The sequence below is a fragment of the Luteolibacter sp. SL250 genome, assembly GCF_026625605.1.
Lineage (GTDB): Bacteria > Verrucomicrobiota > Verrucomicrobiia > Verrucomicrobiales > Akkermansiaceae > Luteolibacter.
In genome coordinates this window covers 1952999-1972593 of sequence record NZ_CP113054.1, presented here as the reverse complement: position 1 = coordinate 1972593, position 19595 = coordinate 1952999, and the positions used below count along the sequence as shown (strand labels likewise).

Below are 19595 nucleotides of genomic sequence, written 5' to 3'. Positions count from 1 at the left end.
ACCCACCTTCCACTCCATGAAACCCATCCTCCTCAGCGCGCTCGGCGTCGCCACCCTCATTTCCGCCTTCCAGATCACCAGCCAGAAGGCCTGGGCGAAGGAAACCGCCGCCGCCGGATATGACGCAGCGAAGCTGCAGATCGTCACCATCGAGATGGCGGACGCGGCCAACGCGTTCCTCAAATCCCTGGACGGGGAACAGACCAAAAAAGCCCGCTATCCGTTCGAGGATAAGGAGCGCGACAACTGGAACTTTGTCCCGACGACCCGCAACGGCCTGCCGATCAAGGAAATGAAACCGGAGCAACGGGATCTCGCCCGCAAGCTGCTGGAAACCGGCATGAGCGCGAGCGCGCTGGTGAAGATCGACACCATCATGGCGCTGGAAAAGCTGCTGGGTGAGATCGAGAACCGCCCGGACCACCGGGATCCGGAGAAGTATTTCACCACCATCTTCGGCGAGCCATCCGCCACCGGCACCTGGGGCTGGAGATTCGAGGGCCACCACACCGCCGTGAACTTCACCCTGGTGGGGGGCAAGGTCATTTCCGCCACGCCGTCCTTCCTCGCCGCGAACCGTGCGGAGACCCGTGAAGGCCGGATGAAGGGCACCCGCCCGCTGGCCCGCGAGGAGGACCTGGCCCGCGCCTTGGCCACCCTGCTGCAGGAAGCCGGAAAGCCCGTCGTCTATACCGAGAAGCCCCCGGCCGAGATCCTGACCGGCAACGAACGGAAAGCACGCCAGCTCGACCCCGTCGGCCTCCTTTCCACCGAAATGACCGACAAGCAGAAGGAAGGCCTGCTGACCCTCATCTCCGAATACGCCACCCGCCACCGCAAAGAGATCGCCGACAAGGACATGGCGAAGATCAAGGCGGACTTCGACAACGTCCGCTTCGGATGGGCAGGTGGCCTGAAGAAGGGCGACGCCTACTACTACCGCGTGCAGGGCAAGACCTTCCTCATCGAGGCCTGCAACATCCAGAACGACGCCAACCACATCCACACCGTCTGGCGGGATCTGGAAGGCGACTTCGGTCGCGACGCCCTGGGCAACCACATGAAGGGCCACAAGGACGACCATTGAGGGTCGGGGTGCCCCTTTCCTTTCCCAATGCGGCCGAGTAAGGAGGGAGGACACTCCTGTCCTCCGGCGGCATTGGCGAACCAGGAAAGATTCACCGCAAAGACGCGAAGATCGCGAAGTGGAGGAGGAATATCTTCAGATTCGCGGTCAGCCTTCTTTTCTTTCCTGAAAACTTCTCCTCCTTGGCTCGCCATTGCAGCCGGAGGACAGGAGTGTCCTCCCTCCTTACTCGGAGCAGTCGGAGCCAGATCCCTTACCCCAACATCGCCCGGAAGCGCGGGAGGATCTTCTGGTAGAGCGAGTTCTTCCCACCGCGGGAAAGCTGGAGGCCGACGAGCTCCGCATCCACATCCGGATCGGCAGGTGAGAGAGAGTTCGCCAAATAACCGTCAGATTGGATCTGGCGGGAAACGTGGCTGGCACCGGCATCCCGGTTCACCCGCACGGTGACGTGACCGGAGGAGATCTCCACTTTGCCGAGCGGCGCGGAGGAAGGATCTGAAAGGAGGCGCGCGTTCACCTTACCGCCGGCCTTCGCGCGAAAGACGAACCCATCCGCGGAGGGGGACGTCTGTTCCCAGCCGGCCTGGACACCCAGCCAGGCGAGCACCTGGAGGGCGGAGTTCCGGTGGTCCGGGTGGTGGATGATCTCCACACAGTCCACCGCCGGGAGGGCGGCCTGCGCCACGGGATCGTCAAACAAACCGGCGATGCCGACGCGGAACTGCCAGGAACGCGTCCAGGCGAGATCCTGCAGGATGAGATCACCATTCGCCTGCGTCGCATCATCAATGATGGAAAAGGCGGCGGCGGGATCGCTCCACGAAGAACTGTCGATGATGAGGCGGTCCATCACGGCGACGAGGCGCTCGGTGAAGACGTCCGAAAGCTCCCCCTGCCACCAGAAGATGAGTGGCAGGTCGGAGTTGAGATGGGAGAAAACCGTATTCCGGAAACGTCCGGTGACGCGTCCGGTGAGGTGGAAGGCCACCTGCTCGCAGCAGATGGATTTCTTCCCGCCGGAAAGGTGGCAGTGCGCGGTGATCCAGGCACGGAGGCTGGCCTCCGTGGTGCGCTTGTTGATCTCCACCAGGATGGCGCGGCAGGCGTGCTCGCTGGTGAGCTTCTGGATGATGCGGGAGTTCTCCACCAGCGAGCCTTCCCGCTCGCAGTAGATCGCCAGGTTCATCAGGGAGGCGTTCGTCTGCGCGTCGTCCTGCTCCCACAGCTTGCGGAGTTCCTTGTCGATCGCGCCGACAGGCACTTCGATTCCAAGTTCGGGGCAGGTTTCCGGAGTAACGGTCATGGCATTTTTCTGGATGTGGCGGAAGTACGGCGCTTCCGCCAATTTACCGTTTCACAGCCTGCGCCACTGGAAGCCGTCCTGCTGGATGAGGGCGTCCGCTTCGCGCGGGCCCCAGGATCCGGCGACGAACTCGGCCATGGCGGGCGGGGTGTCCGACTTGTGCCAGGCGTTCTCGATATGGTCGATGAAGCGCCATGCTTCCTCCACCTCGTCACGGCGGGCGAAGAGGGTGGCGTCACCGGCCATGGCGTCCAGCAGGAGGCGCTCATAGGCCTCCGGGCTGCTCTTGCCGAAGCTGGTGGAGTAGTGGAAATCCATCTTCACCTGCTCCAGGCGGAGGCTGGTGCCGGGGATCTTCGAAACCATGCGGAGGGAAATGCCCTCGTCCGGCTGGATGCGGATGACCAGCACGTTGCCACCGGGAACCTCACCTTGCGCGCCGAACAGCACGCTCGGGGCGTCCTTGAAGTGGATGGATATCTCCGTGGACTTCTTCGGCAGGCGCTTGCCCATGCGGATGTAGAACGGCACGCCGCTCCAGCGCCAGGTGTCCACCAGCAGGCGGACGGCGACGTAGGCTTCCGTCTGGGAATCCTTCGGCACGCGGTCTTCCTCACGGTAGCCGGGCACTTCGTTGCCATCGACATGACCGGCGGTGTACTGCGCGCGGACGACGTTGGCGGCGACCTTTTCCGGGGTGTCCCACTGGCGGAGGGAACGGATGACCTTCACCTTCTCGTCCCGCACGCCATCGGCGGTGAGGTCGGTCGGCGGCTCCATGGCGACGAGGCTGAGGAGCTGGAGGAGGTGGTTCTGCACCATGTCCCGCAGCGCGCCGGACTTGTCATAGTAGCCGCCGCGGCCGCCTTCCATGCCCAGGTTCTCCGCACAGGTGATCTGGATGTGGCTGATGTATTTGCTGTTCCAGAGCGGCTCGAAGATGGAGTTGGCGAAACGCAGCACCATCAGGTTCTGCGCGGTCTCTTTTCCGAGATAGTGGTCGATCCGGTAGGTGGCGCTCTCGTGGAAGGTGGCGTTCACCACCTCGTTGAGGTGCTTCGCGGTGGCCAGGTCGGTGCCGAACGGCTTCTCCACGATGACACGCGCCCAGCAGCCGTCCTTCGCTTGGTTCAGTCCGGCGTTCTTCAGGTTGATGAGGATCTCATCGAAGAACTCCGGCGAGGAGGCGATGTAGAAAAGACGGTTTCCTTTCCCTCCACGCTCCTGGTCGATGGCGTCCAGACGCTCCGCAAGGCGCTTGTAGCCGTCCGCGTCATGGAACTCCGACTGGTGGTAGTGGATGTTCTCCGCAAGGGTGTTCCACACCTCGTCATTGTGCCCGGAGCGGGAAACCTTCCGGTTCAGCTCCTCCAGACCGGTACGGAACTCCTCGTCCGACTTTTCCCGCCGGGCGAAGCCGACGATTTTGACGCCCGTCGGCAGCTCGCCATCGATGGCCAGGTTGTAGAGGGCGGGCACCAGCTTGCGGTGCGTGAGGTCGCCGGTGGCGCCGAAGATCACGACGGAACATGGCTCCGGGCGCGAACGGGCGACGAGGTCTTCTCGGAATGGATTCATGGAGAGTTGAGAGTTCGGGGTTGATAATTGATAGGAAGAGGTCGATGGGCGGAAAGGAATCTCTTCCCATCAACCCTCCACTATCGACTATCTCACCACGGCAGCGGGAAGGCGCGGTTGAACGCGAATACCCGCTCGCGGATTGCATGCAGTTTTTGCACATTCGCATGATCCGACAAGGCTTCATGGATGAAATCGGCGACGGTCTCGACATCAGCCTCTTTCATACCGCGGCTGGTGACGGCCGGGGTGCCGATGCGGATGCCGCTCGGTTTCATCGGGCTGCCGGTGTCGAACGGGATGCCGTTCTTGTTCACGGTGATGCCCGCTTCGTCGAGCGCGTGGGACGCTTCCGCGCCGTTGAGGCCCTTCGGACGGAGGTCCACCAGCATGAGGTGGTTGTCCGTGCCGCCGGAGACGATGCGGAAGCCATGGGAGGCGAGACGGGCAGCGAGAGCCTGCGCGTTCTTCACGATCTGCGCGGCGTAGTCCTTGAACTCCGGCTTGAGCGCCTCACCCAGGCAGACTGCCTTCGCGGCGATGACGTGCATGAGCGGTCCGCCCTGGATGCCGGGGAACACCTGGGAGTCAATCTTCTTCGCGAACTCCTCCTTGCAGAGGATGATGCCGCCGCGCGGTCCGCGGAGGGACTTGTGCGTGGTGGAGGTGACGAAGTCCGCGTGCGGCACCGGGTTCGGGTGGACGCCGGCGGCGACCAGACCGGCGATGTGCGCCATGTCCACGAAAAGGTAGGCACCCACCTCGCGGGCCAGCTTGCCCATGCGCTCGAAATCGATCTCACGCGGGTAGGCGGAGGCACCGACGGTGATGAGGGCGGGCTTCAGGTCGCGGGCGGTCTTTTCCAGCTCCGCGTAGTCGATGCGCTCATCCTCGGCGCTGACGCCGTAGTGGGTCACATCATAGAAGCGGCCGGAGAAGTTCGCCTTGTGGCCGTGGGTGAGGTGGCCGCCGTGGGCCAGGTCCATGGTGAAGATCTTGTCGCCGGGCTTCAGCACGGAGAAATAGACGGCGGTGTTTGCCTGGGAGCCGGAGTGCGGCTGGACGTTGGCGTGCTCCGCGCCGAAGAGTTCCTTCGCACGGTCGATGGCCAGTTGCTCGACGACATCGACGTTTTCGCAGCCACCGTACCAGCGCTTGCCGGGGTAGCCCTCGGCATACTTGTTCGTCAGCAGGGAGCCTTGCGCCTCCATGACGGCCGGGGAGGCGAAGTTTTCCGAAGCGATGAGCTCGATGTTGTTCCGCTGGCGCTGCTCCTCACCGACGATGGCGGCGTAGAGGGCGGGATCATTCGCCTGGATGCGGCTGCCGGAGGACTGGATGACGCGGGCCTCATGGCGGCCACCCTCGAAGGAGGCGGAAAGGAAGGCGTCCACCATGGCGACGGCTTCCTCAGGAGTGGTGTTCTTGCCGGAGAAGCAGAGGACGTTCGCGTCGTTGTGCTCGCGGGTGGTCTTCGCCTCATCCACGGTGCGGACGACGGCGGCGCGCACGTGGCGGTGGCGGTTGGCCGCGATGCTCATGCCGATGCCGGAGGTGCAGGCCAGGAAGCCGACATCAAAGGTTCCGTCCGCCACGTTGCGGGCGACGGCGTTGGCGTAGTCGGCGTAGTTGCAGGATTCGGTCGTTTCCGTGCCGAAGTCCTTCACTTCGTAACCCTTGCCCGTGAGGTGGGCGACGAGGGCGTTCTTCAGTTCCAGCGCGCCGTGATCGGCTCCGAGGGCGATGCGTAGTGTGGCTTGGCTCATGGGGATGGGGCGGGGATTCAAATGTGCGGAAGCGCGTTTGGAAACCGGAAACTTGCACGCCCGCCCATTCCCCTCACCCGATTCCGGCGCCCAACTTCCCACCCACCGGACAACCACCACACTACTCTTTTATTTCCAGATATTTATAAAATCAAAACACAACGCACCATTCAGCGGGGTAATCATGATCATTCAAACTTGGAATGTCCACGCGCCAAGGCCGCCGTCCGCGAGCATCGATTTGCCGGAAGCCGGAGAAGCAAGACTCCATCGGTCTCCGGAGATCTCCCGGCGATTTTCACCAAATAAAACGCACACCAGCCCCGTCTCATACATATCCGGACCATGCACCAACGTTAGGACCATCTCCACCGCCATGAACTCCGCGCGAACTTCCCTTTTCCTCCATCTGCTCTCAGCCTGCGCGCTCATGGCCTATACCGTGGTGGCGTGCACCGTCACCCCCTTGCCGGATGAGGATGCGCCTGCTCCCGCTGGAACCCACCTGGAGGATGAACGGGAAAACACGCCGCGGACGCCGGGGCCGGAGCGGGAGATCCAGTGACGTTTGGGCTTCACCTCATCCTTCCGCCGGGCACAGGATGGGTGGAATGAATGGAGAAGACCAGCCGCCCCCTGCCACGGATCCCTATCTCACGCCGGAATCACCGCCGGAGGAGGAAACCACCCGCACCTACGTCACGCCTGGGTTTTTCCGCCTGCTGCTGGGGTTATCCCTGGTGCTGATCGTCATGCAGTTCACCGCCGCTATGATGACAGAGCACACGCTGCCCCCGGCACTGCGCGAATATGCGGCCAGCGATGAAGGCATGCCGGAAGGGACGCTCGCGTTTGTGATCCTCGGGGTTGGTGTCCTTGCCTTCCTGGTCTGCGCCGCATCCTACGTGGGCATGTTCATGCTCCGCAAATGGGGCCGCCGGTGCTATGTCATGTCGAATGTGGCGGGCATCGCCGCCGCCACCCTGCTGCCCCCGTCCGTCTCCTCCAGCATCGCGGAGGCCATCGACTGGGTTTCGTGCATCGCCATCGGCAAGATCATCGCCGTCGCGTATTTCACCCCCCTCTTCGATCTGGCGGAGGAGGAAAGGATGAGGATGCGTCCGAACCTGTAGCCTGCCAACCGGACAAACATGGCACCGATCAGCTTCCGCAAGCTTGTCGCATGGCACCTCCTCATGGTCGCCGCGCTCGCGCTCTGCTGGATGATGCCCACCCTGTGGATCTTCCCGATGGCCGTCGTCAATCTGGCGCCGCTGATGATGCGGCCACAGCCTGAAAGGGAGAGGCGTGAATCCTCCCTCGTCTCCTCGGCGGCCATCGTCCTCACCATCGCCGCGCTCGGCACCTTTATCATTTATCTGAGTGACAAAGATCCGGATCAGGGAACCCGCGAGACAGTTCCTCCGGCCTATCTCTGGTGGTTCGTTCTGGCGCTGGCGGCGATGGCCTCCTGGCAGCTCATCCGCCGGTGGCGGAACCCCGGAAAGTCCATCAGCGGTGATCCCGCGCCCCCGGGGCACTCCGGACGCACCTATGCCTACCATTGCCCAGCCTGCCAGCAACTGGACGCGGTGGAGGCCGGCTCCCTGATCCCGGAGCCGAAGCTGCCCACATGGAACTGTCCCGCGTGCGGCCAGCTCATCGGGCCTGCACAGAAACACCCTGTCATCCTCATTCTCCTCCATGCCATCTTCCTCATCCTTTATCTCATGGTGACCGGGATGAAGCTATGCCCGCTGTGGATGTCCGTGACCGGAGCCTTCATCTCGTATGGCATCATCCAATATCTGTTCGGGGGCATCAGGATCGTGCCCATCACCCGGCGGAAGGATTTCATCGCGGAGGAAATGGAATAATGCAGCAACGCCATTTCATGGCGTTCCGCATGGGAGACCGGCCATCATCCCGTGACTCCGTTCCATCCTTGCCTCCATCGCGCGGGGAAGATAGATGATCCAACATGAAATCCCTCCTCCTTTCCCTGGCGGTTTTGCTGATGCCCGCCTCCCTGCACGCGCAGGCTCCGCCCGCAGCAGCGGCGGATCCGGTGCTGACGACCTTCCGGCTGGATGACGGACGCTTCGTGAAGTTCCGCAACGACAGGACGGTCACCGTCTGGAGAAACGATGGCGGAGATCTCCGGGACCTCCTTGACGGCAAATGGGAGGCGGATCCCTTTTCCGAAGGCGTCCGCGTCTATCGCCTGACATGGAGCAATGGCGGGACCTGGGATATGGAACTGGCCCGGGACGCCTCCATGATCCGCGCCACGACCCAGACCGGAGAGAAAAGGAACGCGCACCGCACGGACGAACTCGTCACCTACATCCGGACGGATGACGAGGGCATGCTCCACGTGAACGGCACGCCCATGATCCCACTGCCCAAGGATGGAAAGGCGACACGGGTCTTCATCCGCAGCGGGGACATCATCACCGTGGAACTGAAGAAGCGGGGGCCCGCGGCGCGCTTCGCCCTCGAAATATTCCGAGACAACCGCAGCATCATCTCCGCGAAGGACTTCGTCTATACCTCCGCGCCGGACCCGGACTGGAAAGTCACCGCCAACACCAACGGATACCGCCCGGTGGATACCTCGAAGCTGCGCGACTTCGCCCTGGGCAACGTGATCTCTCCCCTCGCTGCCACTCCGAAAGGTTCCGACGAAAAATTCAGCCGGCTCTTCTTCAAATACATCGTCCCGTGATGACCACTACCCCCGTACCGTCCGCCGCAGGAGATCCAGCGCGGACTGGCTGGCCGCCTGCTTGAAGTCCTTCCGCTTCCGCGGGTGATAGACTTTCACCGCCAGCGTCTCCCGGCCCTTAATTGCGAGGCCGATCCACGCGGTTCCCACGGGCTTTTCATCCGAGCCGCCGCCAGGTCCGGCGATGCCGGTGATGGACAGGGCGACATCCGCCCCGCTGACGCGCAACGCGCCCTCCGCCATCTGACGTGCCACCGGCTCGCTCACCGCGCCGTATTCCGTGATGCTCTCCGGAGACACCCCCAGCAGCCCGGTCTTCGCCTCGTTCGCATAGGTGACGAAGCCGTGGGTGAAAACGACGCTGGACCCCGGCACGTTCGTGATCCGGTTGGCGATCAGGCCGCCGGTGCAGCTCTCCGCCGTGGCCAGCTTCCACATCTTTCCCGTGAGCAGGCGCACCACCGTGCGTTCCAGCGAGCTGCCGTCCTCACTGATGAGATTGCTTTCAAAGGCACCCAGCGCGATCCCCCGCCCCGCCTGCAGCGCGTCCGCATTTCCGATCAGGCGCAGGTCCACCTCACCCACATGGGCGCAGTAGCCATACTCCAGCCCCGGCACGGCGGCGAGCCGCGCGTCGATGCCCTGGTGGAAGTCACTCTCACCGATGCCGGTGAACTTCATCTCCAGCACGTCGTTGAACGCCTCGATGCCGGAAAGGGCGCGGAGGCGTGGCACCACCTCGTTGTGGAACATGGGGTAAAGTTCCCGGGGAGGCCCGGGCAGCAGGAAGATGGCGCAGTTCCCGCGCTCGTTGAGGCGGGGCGGCACATAGATGCCGGGCGCGGTGCCGTTCGGGTTCGGCAGCACATCCGCGCCGACGATGACCAGCGCCTGCTTCAGGTTAGACTCCGCCATCGCCTTTCCGCGCATGGCGAAAAATGCCTCCAGGGAGCGCACCGCCGCCTCGTCCGTGATGAGATCCGCGCCCAGCACCTCAGCGGTGATCTCCCGTGTCAGGTCATCGCTCGTCGGCCCCAGCCCGCCGGTGACGATGACAGCGTCCGCACGGCCCACGGCTTCCGCCAGCGCGTCACGGATCGCCTCACCGTCGGGCACCGTCATCTGGCGGGTGATCCTGAGACCCAGCTTGAAAAGTTCCCGCCCGAACCAGGCGCCATGCGTGTTCAGCGTGTTGCCCAGCAGCAGCTCCGTTCCGGTGTTCAGAATCTCGATTCTCACGGCGTGAGCCTGTCCCGGGATGTGCCCCACCGCAAGTGCCGGGTGGTGCCTTCCCTGCCGTTCGACCACTCGAAGATGCCGGTCTGAAGACCGGCGCTCCCAGCGGTCCCCTCATCCCTTCAGTTTCCTCCGCGCAATGAACCACAGCACGCCCGGCACCAGGATGCTGGCCGCCACGGCCCAACCGGGAGCGTCTTTCCCACTGGCCCCGATGCCCGCGAAGACCGCCGCCATCGGCAGGTTCCCGCACGCGGCGGCCAACAGGAAGCGCCCGAAGGGCATGCGGGAGATCCCCGCCATGCAGGACACCGTCTCCGGCAGGATGGGGATGGCCCGCGAGAGAGCGACCATCCACCCACCGCCATCGGTGAAAAATTTCCGGCCCAGTTCGCGATCCCGCTCCCCCAGCCAGCGGCGGACGAAGCCTTCCCCCATCACCCTGCCCAATCCGTAGCCGGTGATGGCGGCGAGCATGGTGCCGGCGAACGCGAACAACGCGCCCAGCCATGGACCATAAACGTAACCCAGCGCCGCCATGACCACGGTGGCCGGGATGGGTAGCACCAGATCCGCCGCCAACAGGCCGATGCCCGCCGCCCACGCCCAGCTCCCGCCCGCGCCGATCCATGCCGCGGCTCCTTGGAAAGTAAGCCGCTCATCCCATGAGCCACCCCACACCAGCCACGTGGCCAGCACCAGCACGGCCAAGCCCAGGAACACCAACAACAGACGCATGCACGGAACGTGGGCGGGAACCGCACGCCGCTCAATCCACAAAAAAACGCCGGAAGGAATCTCCTTCCGGCGTCCGTTGAGCCGTGGGGAGGGCGGTGCTTATTCAGCCGGCTTGCCGTGGGCCTTCATCGCCTCAAGCTGCTTTCTCAGTCCGTCCATCTGCACGGCAGCTTCGCTTTCCGGGGCGATTTTCATCGCTTCGTCCACGGCCTTGATCGCTTCGTCGAATTTCCCTTGCTCGGCATAGACCAGGCTACGCATGTGGCTCACACGCTGGGTGTCCTCCGGCTCCATGCCGCCTTCCTTGAGGGTTTTGTCGATCAAGGCCAGGGCACCGTCGAAGTCCTGTTTCTCCGCCAGGGCGTTGAGATCCCCTTCGAACTTGGTGAGGCGCTCCTTCGCCGCCTGCTTCTTCACGAAGCCGGTGGAATCCTCCGGGTCCGCCTGTTTGATCGCGTCGATGGTGGAAACGTAGAAGGTGGAAACCATGGAGTCGCTGAGTTCCATGCCCTCCAGCACGCCCACCAGCGCCTTCGCCTTGGCCGCGCCCTCGAGCTTCTCCGCGGAAGAGAAGCCTTCATCACGCGCCTTGCGCTTCTCCAGCAGGGTATCCAGGTGCTTCACATACTCCCCCGGTCCGCCGGGCTCGTAGCCCGTCGCGGCGAACGGACGGCCTTCCTCATCGGCGAGCAGGATGGTCGGAAAACCCTCGACAACGTATTTCTTCGCCAGCTCCTCGTTCTGCTTCTGCAGCGCCTCGGACTGGCCGGATTTGTCCTGGGGATAGTCGAGTTCCAGCAGGACGAACTTGTCCTTCACGCCATTTTTGAAGGTGTCGTGTTTGAAGACCTCGTCGTTGAGCTTGATGCACCAGCCGCACCAGTCGGATCCGGTGAAGTCGATGAGCAGGGATTTCTTCGATCCGGCGGCCTCCTTCTTCGCCGCTTCGTAGTCGGTGGACCAGCCTTCGCCCGCGGCGAACGAAATGCCCGTGCAGAGAAGGGACAGCAAGGCCGCCCGGGTATGGATCATGAGTTTCATGTTGGATGAACGTGCGTTGGGTTCTGACGGGCGTCTAGTGGATTGTTTCGCGGCGCTGAACATCGAACATCGAACGTCCAACATTGAAATTTGAAGGGAAGAATGGGTGGGTGGCGCGGGGAGGATGAAGGAACATCCAGGGGTAGATGGCGTTTTTTCCAGGCGCAGATTAAAAAACGCCCGAACACACCGGAAGACTCCGCCCCCGGAACCACTTCAGCGTTCAATGTTGGACGTTCGATGTTCGACGCTCTTTTAGTATCCAAGCCACGGCCCGAGCCATTTCTCCACTTCCTCCACGGTCATGCCCTTGCGCGCGGCGTAGTCCTCGATCTGGTCTTTCTGGATCTCCGAGATGGCGAAGTAGTGGCTCTCCGGGTGGGAGAAGTAGAGACCACAGACTGCGGCACCGGGGTGCATGGCGCAGCTTTCCGTGAGTTCGACGCCGGTCGCGGCAGTCGCTCCCAGCAGGTCGAAAAGGATGGGCTTCTCCGTGTGGTCCGGCTGAGCTGGATAGCCCGGCGCGGGACGGATGCCCTGGTAGTTCTCATGGATGAGCTGATCCTTCGTCAGTTCCATCTCCGTTTCGTAGCCCCACTCGATCCGCGCACGGTGGTGCAGCAGCTCCGCGAAGGCCTCCGCGAAACGATCGGCGATGGCCTTCACCATGATCGAACCATATGGATCGTGCGCCTTCTCCAGCTCGGACGCGAATTCATCCGCTCCATGGATCCCGACGACGAAGCCCCCGATGTGGTCATTCCCCTTGCAGGGAGCCACCCAGTCCGCGAGCGCGGCGTTCGGCTTGCCGGAGTCTTTCTTGAGCTGCTGGCGCAGGGTGTGGAAACGGGCCTTTTCCGCAGTGCGCGTTTCGTCCGTCCAGACGATGACGTCGTCCCCATCCGAATTGGCGGGGAAAAATCCATACATGCCGCGGGCGGTGAAACGCTTCTCCGCAATGATGCGCTCGATCCAGCCGAGCGCATCCAGGTGGAGCTTGGCCGCTTCCGCAGCGCCTTCCTCGTTGCGCGTCTTCAGCACCTTCTTCTCACGGTCCCATACGCCGCGAAGTTCCCAAGCGTGGAAGAACGGCGTCCAGTCGATGTATTCCGCCAGCTCCGCGAAGGACTGGTCATCCAACACCCGCACCCCGGTGAAGGACGGCACGGGCGGCGTGTAGCCGTCCCAATCCAGTTTCGGTCCGGCGGCACGCGCTTCGTCCAGACTGATGGTCGCTTTCTTCGGTCCGCCCAGGAAGGCAGCACGTTGCTTCTCCTGCTTCGCCAGGTTCTCGGCCACGAAGGCATCACGCTGGTCCGCGGAAAGGAGGGCCGTCGTCACCGGCACGGAGCGGGACGCGTCCAGCACGTGCACCACAGCACCGGAGTAGTGCGGCGCGATCTTGATGGAAGTGTGCGCGGACGAGGTGGTCGCACCGCCGATGAGCAGCGGCAGCTTCATGCCCCCCTTCTCCATCTCCTTCGCCACGTGGACCATCTCATCCAGCGATGGCGTGATGAGGCCGGAAAGGCCGATGACGTCCGCACCGATCTCCTTCGCCTTCGCCAGGATCTTGTCGCAGGAAACCATCACTCCCATGTCCGTGACCTCGAAGCCGTTGCAGGCCAGCACCACGCCGACGATGTTCTTGCCGATGTCATGCACGTCCCCCTTCACGGTGGCGATGAGGAAACGGCCGGCGGAACGCCCGCGCTCCGCCTTCACCAGTGCTTCCTCGTAGGTGAGCGATGGATCTCCCTTCCGCAGCGCCTCGATGTCGCCCGCAAGGTTCGCGGCCTTGTCCGCCTCCATGAAGGGCGTCAGCCAGGCGACGGACTTTTTCATCACGCGCGCGGACTTCACCACCTGCGGCAGGAACATTTTCCCCGCGCCGAAGAGGTCGCCCACCACACCCATGCCATCCATCAGCGGTCCCTCGATGACCTTGAGCGGGCGCACGTATTTCACGCGGGCCTCCTCCGTGTCCTCGTCGATGAACTTGTCGATGCCTTTCAGCAGCGCGTACTCCAGCCGCTTCTCCACGGACTCATTCCGCCAGGAAAGATCCTCCTCCACCTTCTTGCCGCCCTTGCCTTTGAAGCTCTCCGCCAGGTCCAGCAGGCGTTCCGTCGCATCTTCGCGGCGGTTCAGCAGCACGTCTTCCACCGCCTCCAGCAGGTTCTTCGGGATCTCGTCATAGACCTCCAGCATGCCGGCGTTGACGATGCCCATGTCCATGCCCGCCTTGCCCGCGTGGTAGAGGAAGGCGGAGTGCATCGCCTCCCGCACGACGTTGTTGCCGCGAAAGGAGAAAGAAATGTTCGAGACACCGCCTGACACCTTCGCACCAGGGAGGTTCTCCTTGATCCACCGCGTGGCATTGATGAAGTCCAGCGCGTAGTTGTTGTGCTCCTCGATGCCCGTCGCGACGGTGAGGATGTTCGGGTCGAAGATGATGTCGTCCTGATTGAATCCGACCTCATCCACCAGGATGCGGTAGGCGCGCTCGCAGATGCGGATCTTCTCCTCAAAGGTCGCGGCCTGACCCTTTTCATCGAAGGCCATCACCACCACCGCCGCGCCGTATTTCATGATGTGGCGGGCGTGGGATTTGAAAATCTCCTCGCCTTCCTTCAGCGAAATGGAGTTCACGATCCCTTTGCCCTGCAGATACTTCAGCCCCTCTTCCAAAATCTCCCACTTCGAAGAATCCACCATGATGGGCACCTTCGCCACATCCGGCTCCCCCTGTACCAGGCGCAGGAACTGGCTCATCATCGCCTTGCCGTCGATGAGGCCGTCATCAAAGCAGATGTCGATCACGTTCGCGCCGTTCTCCACCTGCTGGCGGGCGACCTCCACCGCCGCCTCCAGGTCCCCCGCACGGACCAACTTCGCGAACTGCGGGGAGCCGGCGACGTTCGTACGCTCCCCGATCATCAGGAAACGCTTGTCCGCGGTGTGGTTGTAGGCGTCCGTACCGGAAAGGCGGAGAGCGTGGGGAATGGTTTTCATGGAAGATAAAACGAAACGCGGAGATGAAGAGGTCGCGGAGAGAGGCGCGGAGTTCAGATGGATGGAAACTGGTGGACGCGGCGTTTGATCCCGTCCTTCAGGAGAACCGTATGGAAGTTGATCAGGAGTCCGAGGTTTTTGCGAGCCAACCTTAGGTAGGTCGAAAGTTGGGCTTCGTGAATGGGAAGGAGACCGGAAACGGTTTTCAGTTCCACGACAATGCAGTCCTCCACCAGCAGGTCGATCCGGTAGCCTTCGTCATCCAGAACGTTGCCCTTGTAGACCACCGGCAACGGGACCTGCCTCTCGGATGAAATGCCGCGCATCAACAGTTCGGCGGAGAGGGCCGCTTCGTAGACACGTTCGAGCAATCCAGGGCCGAATTCACGATGAACCTCCATGGCGGCATCCACGATGATCCCGGACAACTCATTTAGTTCCTCCTTCGATTTCATCAGCTCCTCTTGAAAACTCTGCGCTTCTCTCCGCGACCTTTGCGTCTCCGCGTTTCGTTTCAACCAATCACAGGAACCTGCCTCGGAGCATATTTGGCGACGGCCTGTGCGATGGCGGCGACGTGCTCCGGGGTGTTGCCGCAGCATCCTCCGGCGAGGTTGAGCAGGCCCGCCTGGGCGAACTCGGCCATGTAGTCGTGCATGTGCGGCGGCTCGAGATCGAAGCCGGTCGGGGCCAGAGGGTTTGGCAGACCGGCGTTCGGGTAGCAGGAGACGTGGGTGGCGGCACAGGCGGAGAGTTCCTCCAGGAACGGCTTCATCAGGTCCGGGCCGAGGGAGCAGTTCAGGCCGATGGCGAGCGGGTCGATGTGGGCGAAGGCATTCCACAGCGCCTCCACCTTCTGCGCGGAGATCATGGTTTCACCACCGCGGCCGACGGCGGCGGAGACGATGACCGGCAGGCGGCGCTTCATCTCGTCATACACCTCGCGGATGGCGACGACGGCGGCCTTTGCGTTGAGCGAGTCGAAAATGGTCTCCACCATCAGGATGTCGCAGCCGCCATCGATGAGCGCGCGCACCTGATGTTTGTAGTCTTCCAGCACCTGGTCGAAAGTGACCACGCGGAAGGCGGGATCGTTCGCGTCCGGGCCGTTGGTGAGGGAAACGGTGAGCGGCCCGATGGCGCCGGCCACATAGCGGCGGATGCCGGTGTCGCTGCCGATGTTGTCCGCCCATTTCCGGCACAGCCGGGAGGATTCGTAGTTCAGCTCCCACGCCAAGTCTTTCAGGAACGGGTTCTCCAGGATTTTCTGGAAGAATTCCGGATCCTTCCGCCCGCCGTGTTCCCGCGGGTCCTCGACGAAGAACTCACTCTGGGCGATGCTGGTGGCGGAGAAGGTGTTGGTCTCGCAGATGTGGGAACCCGCCTCGTAGAACCTTTTGTGGATGTCCCCGATGACGTCCGGCCGGGTGATGGAAAGGATGTCGCCGTTGTTCAGCAGATCCTTATCGGTATCGGCGAACCGCTCCCCGCGTGCGTCTTTTTCCTGAAGTCCGTAGGTGCGGATGGTGGTTCCCATCGCCCCGTCCAGCACGAGAATCCGTTCGGAAAGGGACTTCTTCAGGTCATCGGTGGGATCGGCTTGCGGCATGCCGCAGCCTATGCCGGAAAACCCGCCACTCAAGAAACAAATCTTCGCATCACGATATGATGATGCGAAGATTTCCTATTCGTCATCTGAACTCCAGCGAGTAGCCGCTGTCCGCATCAAAGTGCATCTCCTTCCATTTCATCCCACTGCCGGACACCATCAACGTGATCTCAAGGGGCACCAAGCCCGCCAAGCCGTCATAGCTGGCCGATCTGCCTGAGCCGACCGATCTGCGGTCGCCCCCTATATCGACCACCGCCATGTAGGGCGAGCGATTGGAAAACGTGGCATTCCCCTTCATTCCCGTCGCCAGATTCTCGGTCTGGGCGGGTGGTGTGAAAGACCATCCGCCACGGGAGCAACCCGCCAGCAGGCTGATGCAGAGGAATGGTATGATCCGGTTCATGAGGGAGAGCGATTGACCCTGTATGCTGGGATCCCAAGCAGGTGGCGGCAATCCCGGAAATTTTCCCGGCGAGGCTCTCAAGCGATGCATTTCGCCCTCCGCTCCCGATCTTCCTGCAACCGTCTGTCCTTCAGACGCTACGCAACTCCATACAATGACTAGGGGAAGGCGGTTGGCACATACTTTGCGAAAATGATCCCGTGCCATGATCGACTTCAGCCATGCCAGGACACCTTCGCAGTCTCTGCAGGAGTATGGCCGCGGTCTGGCGGGTGGGCTGATCTTTTCCATGCCGCTGCTTTTCACCATGGAGGTGTGGTGGGCGGGCTTCATCCTCCACCCGCTGCGCATCCTGCTGTACGTGCTGGCGACCTTCTGCCTGCTGCTGATGTACAACCGTTTCGTTGGCCTGCGGAAGGACGCCTCGTTCCTCGAGGTGGTGATCGACTCCGTGGAGGAAATGGGCATCGGCATCCTGGTGGCGGCGGTCGTTTTGTGGATCACGGATCGGCTGAACCTGCAGATGACCGCCACCGAGATCGGCGGGAAGATCATCATGGAGGCGATGACGGTGGCCATCGGCGTGTCGGTGGGCACCGCCCAGCTCGGCGCGCCGGACGATGGTGATGACGGAGTGGCAGGTGATCGAGAGGGTGAAAGGCGGAAGGCCTATCTCCCGCAGACGTCCATCGCGCTGTGCGGCGCGGTGCTGTTCGCGGCCAACATCGCGCCGACGGATGAGATCGGCGTCATCGCCATGGAGAGTGCCCCGTGGAAGCTGCTGCTGATGGTCGGCTGCGGGCTCGGACTTTCCTCACTCATCCTCCATTTCACGGATTTCCGTGGTGCGGCGGCCCACACTCTGACGGACACTGTTTGCCTGAAGGCACGCGGGGTGACCACCACCTATGCCGTGGCCCTGGTGGCGGCGATCTCCGCGCTGTGGTTCTTTGGGAAGCTGGACGGGCAGCCCGCGCCGCTGGTCACTGCCATGACGGTGGTGCTCTCCGTACCAGCCGCGCTGGGTGCCTCCGCCGGGCGCTTTCTTCTGCAGACCGGCGGTAGCGCCGGAAAGGACGATCCATCATGAACACGAAGTCCAAGGACAGCCGCAATACGAAGAACCCGCTGGAGTGGGCGGTCTTCGGCCTGAGTTCCCTGCTTGTCGCCGGAGTGATCGTCTTTCTAGGATGGAGTGCCATCACGCTGGAGGACCGGCCGGCCGCCTTCCGGGTGGATCCGGGCGATGCCATCCGGACGTCCGGCACCACGGTGGTCCCTGTCCACATCACCAACACGGGGTCCACCACCGCCGCGGAGGTGACCGTGGTGGTGGGCGCGGACTTCGCCTCCGGCGGAAAGGAAAGCACGCTGACCATCGACTTCATCCCGCGCGGTGGCAGCCGCGAGGTCCGCGCCGTGTTCACGGGCACGGAGATGCCCACCACCGTCACCGCGCGGGTGGCGGGCTACGTCGAGCCATGAAAAAGCCCCGCGTCATCGCCGTGCGGAGTGAGGACGGCATCGTCCGCCTGGTCTACACCACGGACACCATGCCCGGCTACCGGCGGCACCGGCGCGGCACCGGCTTCAGCTTCCTGCAACCGGATGGAAAGGTACTGGCGGACCGTGCGGAGCGCCGCCGCATCCTGTCACTGGCGGTGCCACCCGCCTATGAGGACGTGTGGATCTGCATGTTGGAGAACGGCCACCTCCAGGCCACGGGCATCGACGCCCGCGGGCGGAAGCAATACCGTTACCATCCCCAATGGCACGCCGGGTCAGCCGACCGGAAGTACGGGCTGCTTTCCTCATTCGCCGCCGCACTGCCGCGCATCCGCCAGCAGGTGGCGAAGGCCCTTTCCCGACCCACACTCACGCGGGACCGGGTCATCGCCGGCATCGTCGCGTTGCTGGACAGCACCGGATACCGCATCGGCAACGCCCGCTATGAAAAGGAGAACCGCACCTTCGGACTGTCCACCCTGCTCAACCGGCACCTACGGGAGGCGGACGGCCAGCTCACGCTCCGGTTCCGTGGAAAGGCCGGTCAGGAACACCTGGCGGAAATTGCCAATCCCCGTCTGGTGCGGCTCGTGTCCGAGCTGCAGGAACTCCCCGGGCAGCACCTTTTCCGTTATGAGGACCGGGACGGCGGCCTCCACGACATCGGCACCGCGGATGTGAACGGCTGGCTGAAGGAGATCACCGGAGGAGACTATACCGCCAAGCAGTTCCGCACCTGGAAGGCGACCGTGCTGTGCGCGCGCGAGCTGGCGAAGGAGCCACCGCCTGACACCCGCACCGCGCGGGAACGGGTCATCCGGCAGTCCATCAAAGACACCGCGCTGCGCCTGCACCACACTCCAGCCACCTGCCGGAAATACTACATCCACCCCGCCCTTCTGGCCGCCTACCGGACGGGCGATCTGTTCAGGATCATGCACGCACTCCCTCCCCGTCTCCGCCGGACGGACGGCACCGCCGGACTGCGGAGTGACGAGCGCCGGGTTCACAAGATCCTGGAGTCGCGGACGGAACGGAGAACCCGGACGGGAAAATCTCAAGCCACTGCGGCCAGCCTCACGGCTATCACAAAAAAATTGGAAGTCTCCGGAGGCCGGATGTAGGATGGAGGGTGCTTCCCGTCCACGGCGGACTGGGTGCCTGCCTGTTCCCCGAAAACCAGAAAAAGCCATGCTGACGCAACCGATACCGGAGGTGACGAGCGGGGATGTGGAGCGGGTGGTGCACAGGGATTTCCCTTCGGAAAGGCACGCGGAGATCCATGAAATTCTGTCAGTATATGGCAGGGAAAGCTGGCAGTGCGGGGAGGACCGAGTGCGGCTGGCGGCGCTGAAACTGGCCGCAGGGGATGTGGGGAGGCTGCGTGCGGAGATCGACCGCGCGACGCTGGACTACCATGGGATCATCGCCGGAGCGGAGTATCCGGGGTTCACGATCAAGGTGGGATGCTGCGGCACTCCGACGGATGACGAGCACTGCGAGCATGCGGCAAATGCGAAGGCGGTCATTGATGAGGACTGGCGGCAATACCGGGAGTGGCTGGAGAGGTGAACATCGG

The 19595-nt window shown here is 63.0% G+C and carries 18 protein-coding genes and 1 pseudogene; 9 read left to right on the top strand and 10 right to left on the bottom strand.

Going from position 1 to position 19595, the window contains the following annotated elements; translation table 11 throughout:
• Positions 1-16: 16 nt before the first annotated feature.
• On the top strand, positions 17-1087 hold the full coding sequence (locus OVA24_RS08795; RefSeq protein WP_267674835.1) for a DUF3500 domain-containing protein: 1071 nt from the start codon (positions 17-19) through the stop codon (positions 1085-1087).
• Between the two features lie 253 nt (positions 1088-1340).
• On the opposite strand, the gene OVA24_RS08790 is transcribed toward OVA24_RS08795, so the two are convergent.
• From OVA24_RS08790 to rpiB, 3 genes are all read right to left on the bottom strand, one after another.
• A complete protein-coding gene (locus tag OVA24_RS08790; RefSeq protein ID WP_267674834.1) occupies positions 1341-2393 on the bottom strand; it encodes a glucose-6-phosphate dehydrogenase assembly protein OpcA in 1053 nt (350 codons plus the stop codon).
• 51 nt (positions 2394-2444) lie between these two features.
• Positions 2445-3971, bottom strand: a complete 1527-nt coding sequence (zwf, locus tag OVA24_RS08785) for a glucose-6-phosphate dehydrogenase (RefSeq protein ID WP_267674833.1) — start codon at positions 3969-3971, stop codon at positions 2445-2447.
• Positions 3972-4063: 92 nt separating this feature from the next.
• Complete coding sequence (rpiB, locus tag OVA24_RS08780; RefSeq protein WP_324287893.1) at positions 4064-5737, bottom strand: ribose 5-phosphate isomerase B; 1674 nt, start codon at positions 5735-5737, stop codon at positions 4064-4066.
• A gap of 376 nt (positions 5738-6113) precedes the next feature.
• Between rpiB and OVA24_RS08770 the strand changes: the two genes are divergently transcribed.
• The 4 genes from OVA24_RS08770 (at position 6114) to OVA24_RS08755 (ending at position 8465) form a co-directional block, all read left to right on the top strand.
• Complete coding sequence (locus OVA24_RS08770) at positions 6114-6302, top strand: hypothetical protein (RefSeq protein WP_267674832.1); 189 nt, start codon at positions 6114-6116, stop codon at positions 6300-6302.
• Between the two features lie 46 nt (positions 6303-6348).
• Positions 6349-6870, top strand: coding sequence for a hypothetical protein (locus OVA24_RS08765; RefSeq protein WP_267674831.1), 522 nt, complete (start codon positions 6349-6351; stop codon positions 6868-6870).
• A gap of 18 nt (positions 6871-6888) precedes the next feature.
• The gene (locus OVA24_RS08760; protein WP_267674830.1) at positions 6889-7614 is read left to right on the top strand and encodes a hypothetical protein; all 726 of its coding nucleotides are present in this window, start codon (positions 6889-6891) and stop codon (positions 7612-7614) included.
• Positions 7615-7718: 104 nt separating this feature from the next.
• Positions 7719-8465: a hypothetical protein gene (locus OVA24_RS08755; protein WP_267674829.1), complete on the top strand. Its 747-nt coding sequence runs from the start codon at positions 7719-7721 to the stop codon at positions 8463-8465.
• Positions 8466-8471: 6 nt separating this feature from the next.
• Here the strand turns inward: OVA24_RS08755 and OVA24_RS08750 are convergent, their stop codons facing one another.
• The 7 genes and pseudogenes from OVA24_RS08750 to OVA24_RS08720 all read right to left on the bottom strand — a co-directional run bounded on the left by OVA24_RS08750 (position 8472) and on the right by OVA24_RS08720 (position 16510).
• Positions 8472-9704 carry a competence/damage-inducible protein A gene (locus OVA24_RS08750; protein ID WP_267674828.1) on the bottom strand — a complete coding sequence of 411 codons (1233 nt, stop codon included), beginning with the start codon at positions 9702-9704 and terminating at the stop codon, positions 8472-8474.
• Between the two features lie 111 nt (positions 9705-9815).
• Positions 9816-10439 carry a TVP38/TMEM64 family protein gene (locus OVA24_RS08745; protein ID WP_267674827.1) on the bottom strand — a complete coding sequence of 208 codons (624 nt, stop codon included), beginning with the start codon at positions 10437-10439 and terminating at the stop codon, positions 9816-9818.
• 99 nt (positions 10440-10538) lie between these two features.
• Entirely contained in the window at positions 10539-11471 is a 933-nt protein-coding gene (locus OVA24_RS08740; protein WP_267674826.1) for a thioredoxin fold domain-containing protein, read from the bottom strand.
• Between the two features lie 264 nt (positions 11472-11735).
• A pseudogene (metH, locus tag OVA24_RS08735) lies at positions 11736-14492 on the bottom strand (methionine synthase); the annotation flags it as partial.
• Between the two features lie 56 nt (positions 14493-14548).
• A complete protein-coding gene (locus tag OVA24_RS08730) occupies positions 14549-14950 on the bottom strand; it encodes a GxxExxY protein (RefSeq protein ID WP_267674824.1) in 402 nt (133 codons plus the stop codon).
• Positions 14951-15009: 59 nt separating this feature from the next.
• Entirely contained in the window at positions 15010-16104 is a 1095-nt protein-coding gene (locus OVA24_RS08725) for a homocysteine S-methyltransferase family protein (RefSeq protein ID WP_267674823.1), read from the bottom strand.
• Positions 16105-16186: 82 nt separating this feature from the next.
• Entirely contained in the window at positions 16187-16510 is a 324-nt protein-coding gene (locus OVA24_RS08720; protein WP_267674822.1) for a hypothetical protein, read from the bottom strand.
• A 205-nt stretch (positions 16511-16715) separates the two neighbouring features.
• Between OVA24_RS08720 and OVA24_RS08715 the strand changes: the two genes are divergently transcribed.
• From OVA24_RS08715 to OVA24_RS08700, 4 genes are all read left to right on the top strand, one after another.
• On the top strand, positions 16716-17600 hold the full coding sequence (locus tag OVA24_RS08715; RefSeq protein WP_267674821.1) for a TIGR02587 family membrane protein: 885 nt from the start codon (positions 16716-16718) through the stop codon (positions 17598-17600).
• Positions 17597-17995, top strand: coding sequence for a hypothetical protein (locus OVA24_RS08710; RefSeq protein WP_267674820.1), 399 nt, complete (start codon positions 17597-17599; stop codon positions 17993-17995). Before OVA24_RS08715 ends, OVA24_RS08710 begins: the two co-directional genes overlap by 4 nt.
• A complete protein-coding gene (locus OVA24_RS08705; RefSeq protein ID WP_267674819.1) occupies positions 17992-19140 on the top strand; it encodes a DNA topoisomerase IB in 1149 nt (382 codons plus the stop codon). Before OVA24_RS08710 ends, OVA24_RS08705 begins: the two co-directional genes overlap by 4 nt.
• Positions 19141-19207: 67 nt before the next feature.
• Positions 19208-19588, top strand: coding sequence for a hypothetical protein (locus tag OVA24_RS08700; RefSeq protein WP_267674818.1), 381 nt, complete (start codon positions 19208-19210; stop codon positions 19586-19588).
• The last annotated feature ends 7 nt before the right edge of the window (positions 19589-19595 follow it).

Bases quoted from the DNA above. Each gene is read 5' to 3' on its own strand.
- OVA24_RS08795 (WP_267674835.1), top strand. From the start codon at position 17: ATGAAACCCATCCTCCTCAGCGCGCTCGGCGTCGCCACCCTCATTTCC.
- OVA24_RS08790 (WP_267674834.1), bottom strand. From the start codon at position 2,393: ATGACCGTTACTCCGGAAACCTGCCCCGAACTTGGAATCGAAGTGCCT.
- zwf (WP_267674833.1), bottom strand. From the start codon at position 3,971: ATGAATCCATTCCGAGAAGACCTCGTCGCCCGTTCGCGCCCGGAGCCA.
- rpiB (WP_324287893.1), bottom strand. From the start codon at position 5,737: ATGAGCCAAGCCACACTACGCATCGCCCTCGGAGCCGATCACGGCGCG.
- OVA24_RS08770 (WP_267674832.1), top strand. From the start codon at position 6,114: ATGAACTCCGCGCGAACTTCCCTTTTCCTCCATCTGCTCTCAGCCTGC.
- OVA24_RS08765 (WP_267674831.1), top strand. From the start codon at position 6,349: ATGAATGGAGAAGACCAGCCGCCCCCTGCCACGGATCCCTATCTCACG.
- OVA24_RS08760 (WP_267674830.1), top strand. From the start codon at position 6,889: ATGGCACCGATCAGCTTCCGCAAGCTTGTCGCATGGCACCTCCTCATG.
- OVA24_RS08755 (WP_267674829.1), top strand. From the start codon at position 7,719: ATGAAATCCCTCCTCCTTTCCCTGGCGGTTTTGCTGATGCCCGCCTCC.
- OVA24_RS08745 (WP_267674827.1), bottom strand. From the start codon at position 10,439: ATGCGTCTGTTGTTGGTGTTCCTGGGCTTGGCCGTGCTGGTGCTGGCC.
- OVA24_RS08740 (WP_267674826.1), bottom strand. From the start codon at position 11,471: ATGATCCATACCCGGGCGGCCTTGCTGTCCCTTCTCTGCACGGGCATT.
- OVA24_RS08730 (WP_267674824.1), bottom strand. From the start codon at position 14,950: ATGAAATCGAAGGAGGAACTAAATGAGTTGTCCGGGATCATCGTGGAT.
- OVA24_RS08725 (WP_267674823.1), bottom strand. From the start codon at position 16,104: ATGCCGCAAGCCGATCCCACCGATGACCTGAAGAAGTCCCTTTCCGAA.
- OVA24_RS08720 (WP_267674822.1), bottom strand. From the start codon at position 16,510: ATGAACCGGATCATACCATTCCTCTGCATCAGCCTGCTGGCGGGTTGC.
- OVA24_RS08715 (WP_267674821.1), top strand. From the start codon at position 16,716: ATGATCGACTTCAGCCATGCCAGGACACCTTCGCAGTCTCTGCAGGAG.
- OVA24_RS08710 (WP_267674820.1), top strand. From the start codon at position 17,597: ATGAACACGAAGTCCAAGGACAGCCGCAATACGAAGAACCCGCTGGAG.
- OVA24_RS08705 (WP_267674819.1), top strand. From the start codon at position 17,992: ATGAAAAAGCCCCGCGTCATCGCCGTGCGGAGTGAGGACGGCATCGTC.
- OVA24_RS08700 (WP_267674818.1), top strand. From the start codon at position 19,208: ATGCTGACGCAACCGATACCGGAGGTGACGAGCGGGGATGTGGAGCGG.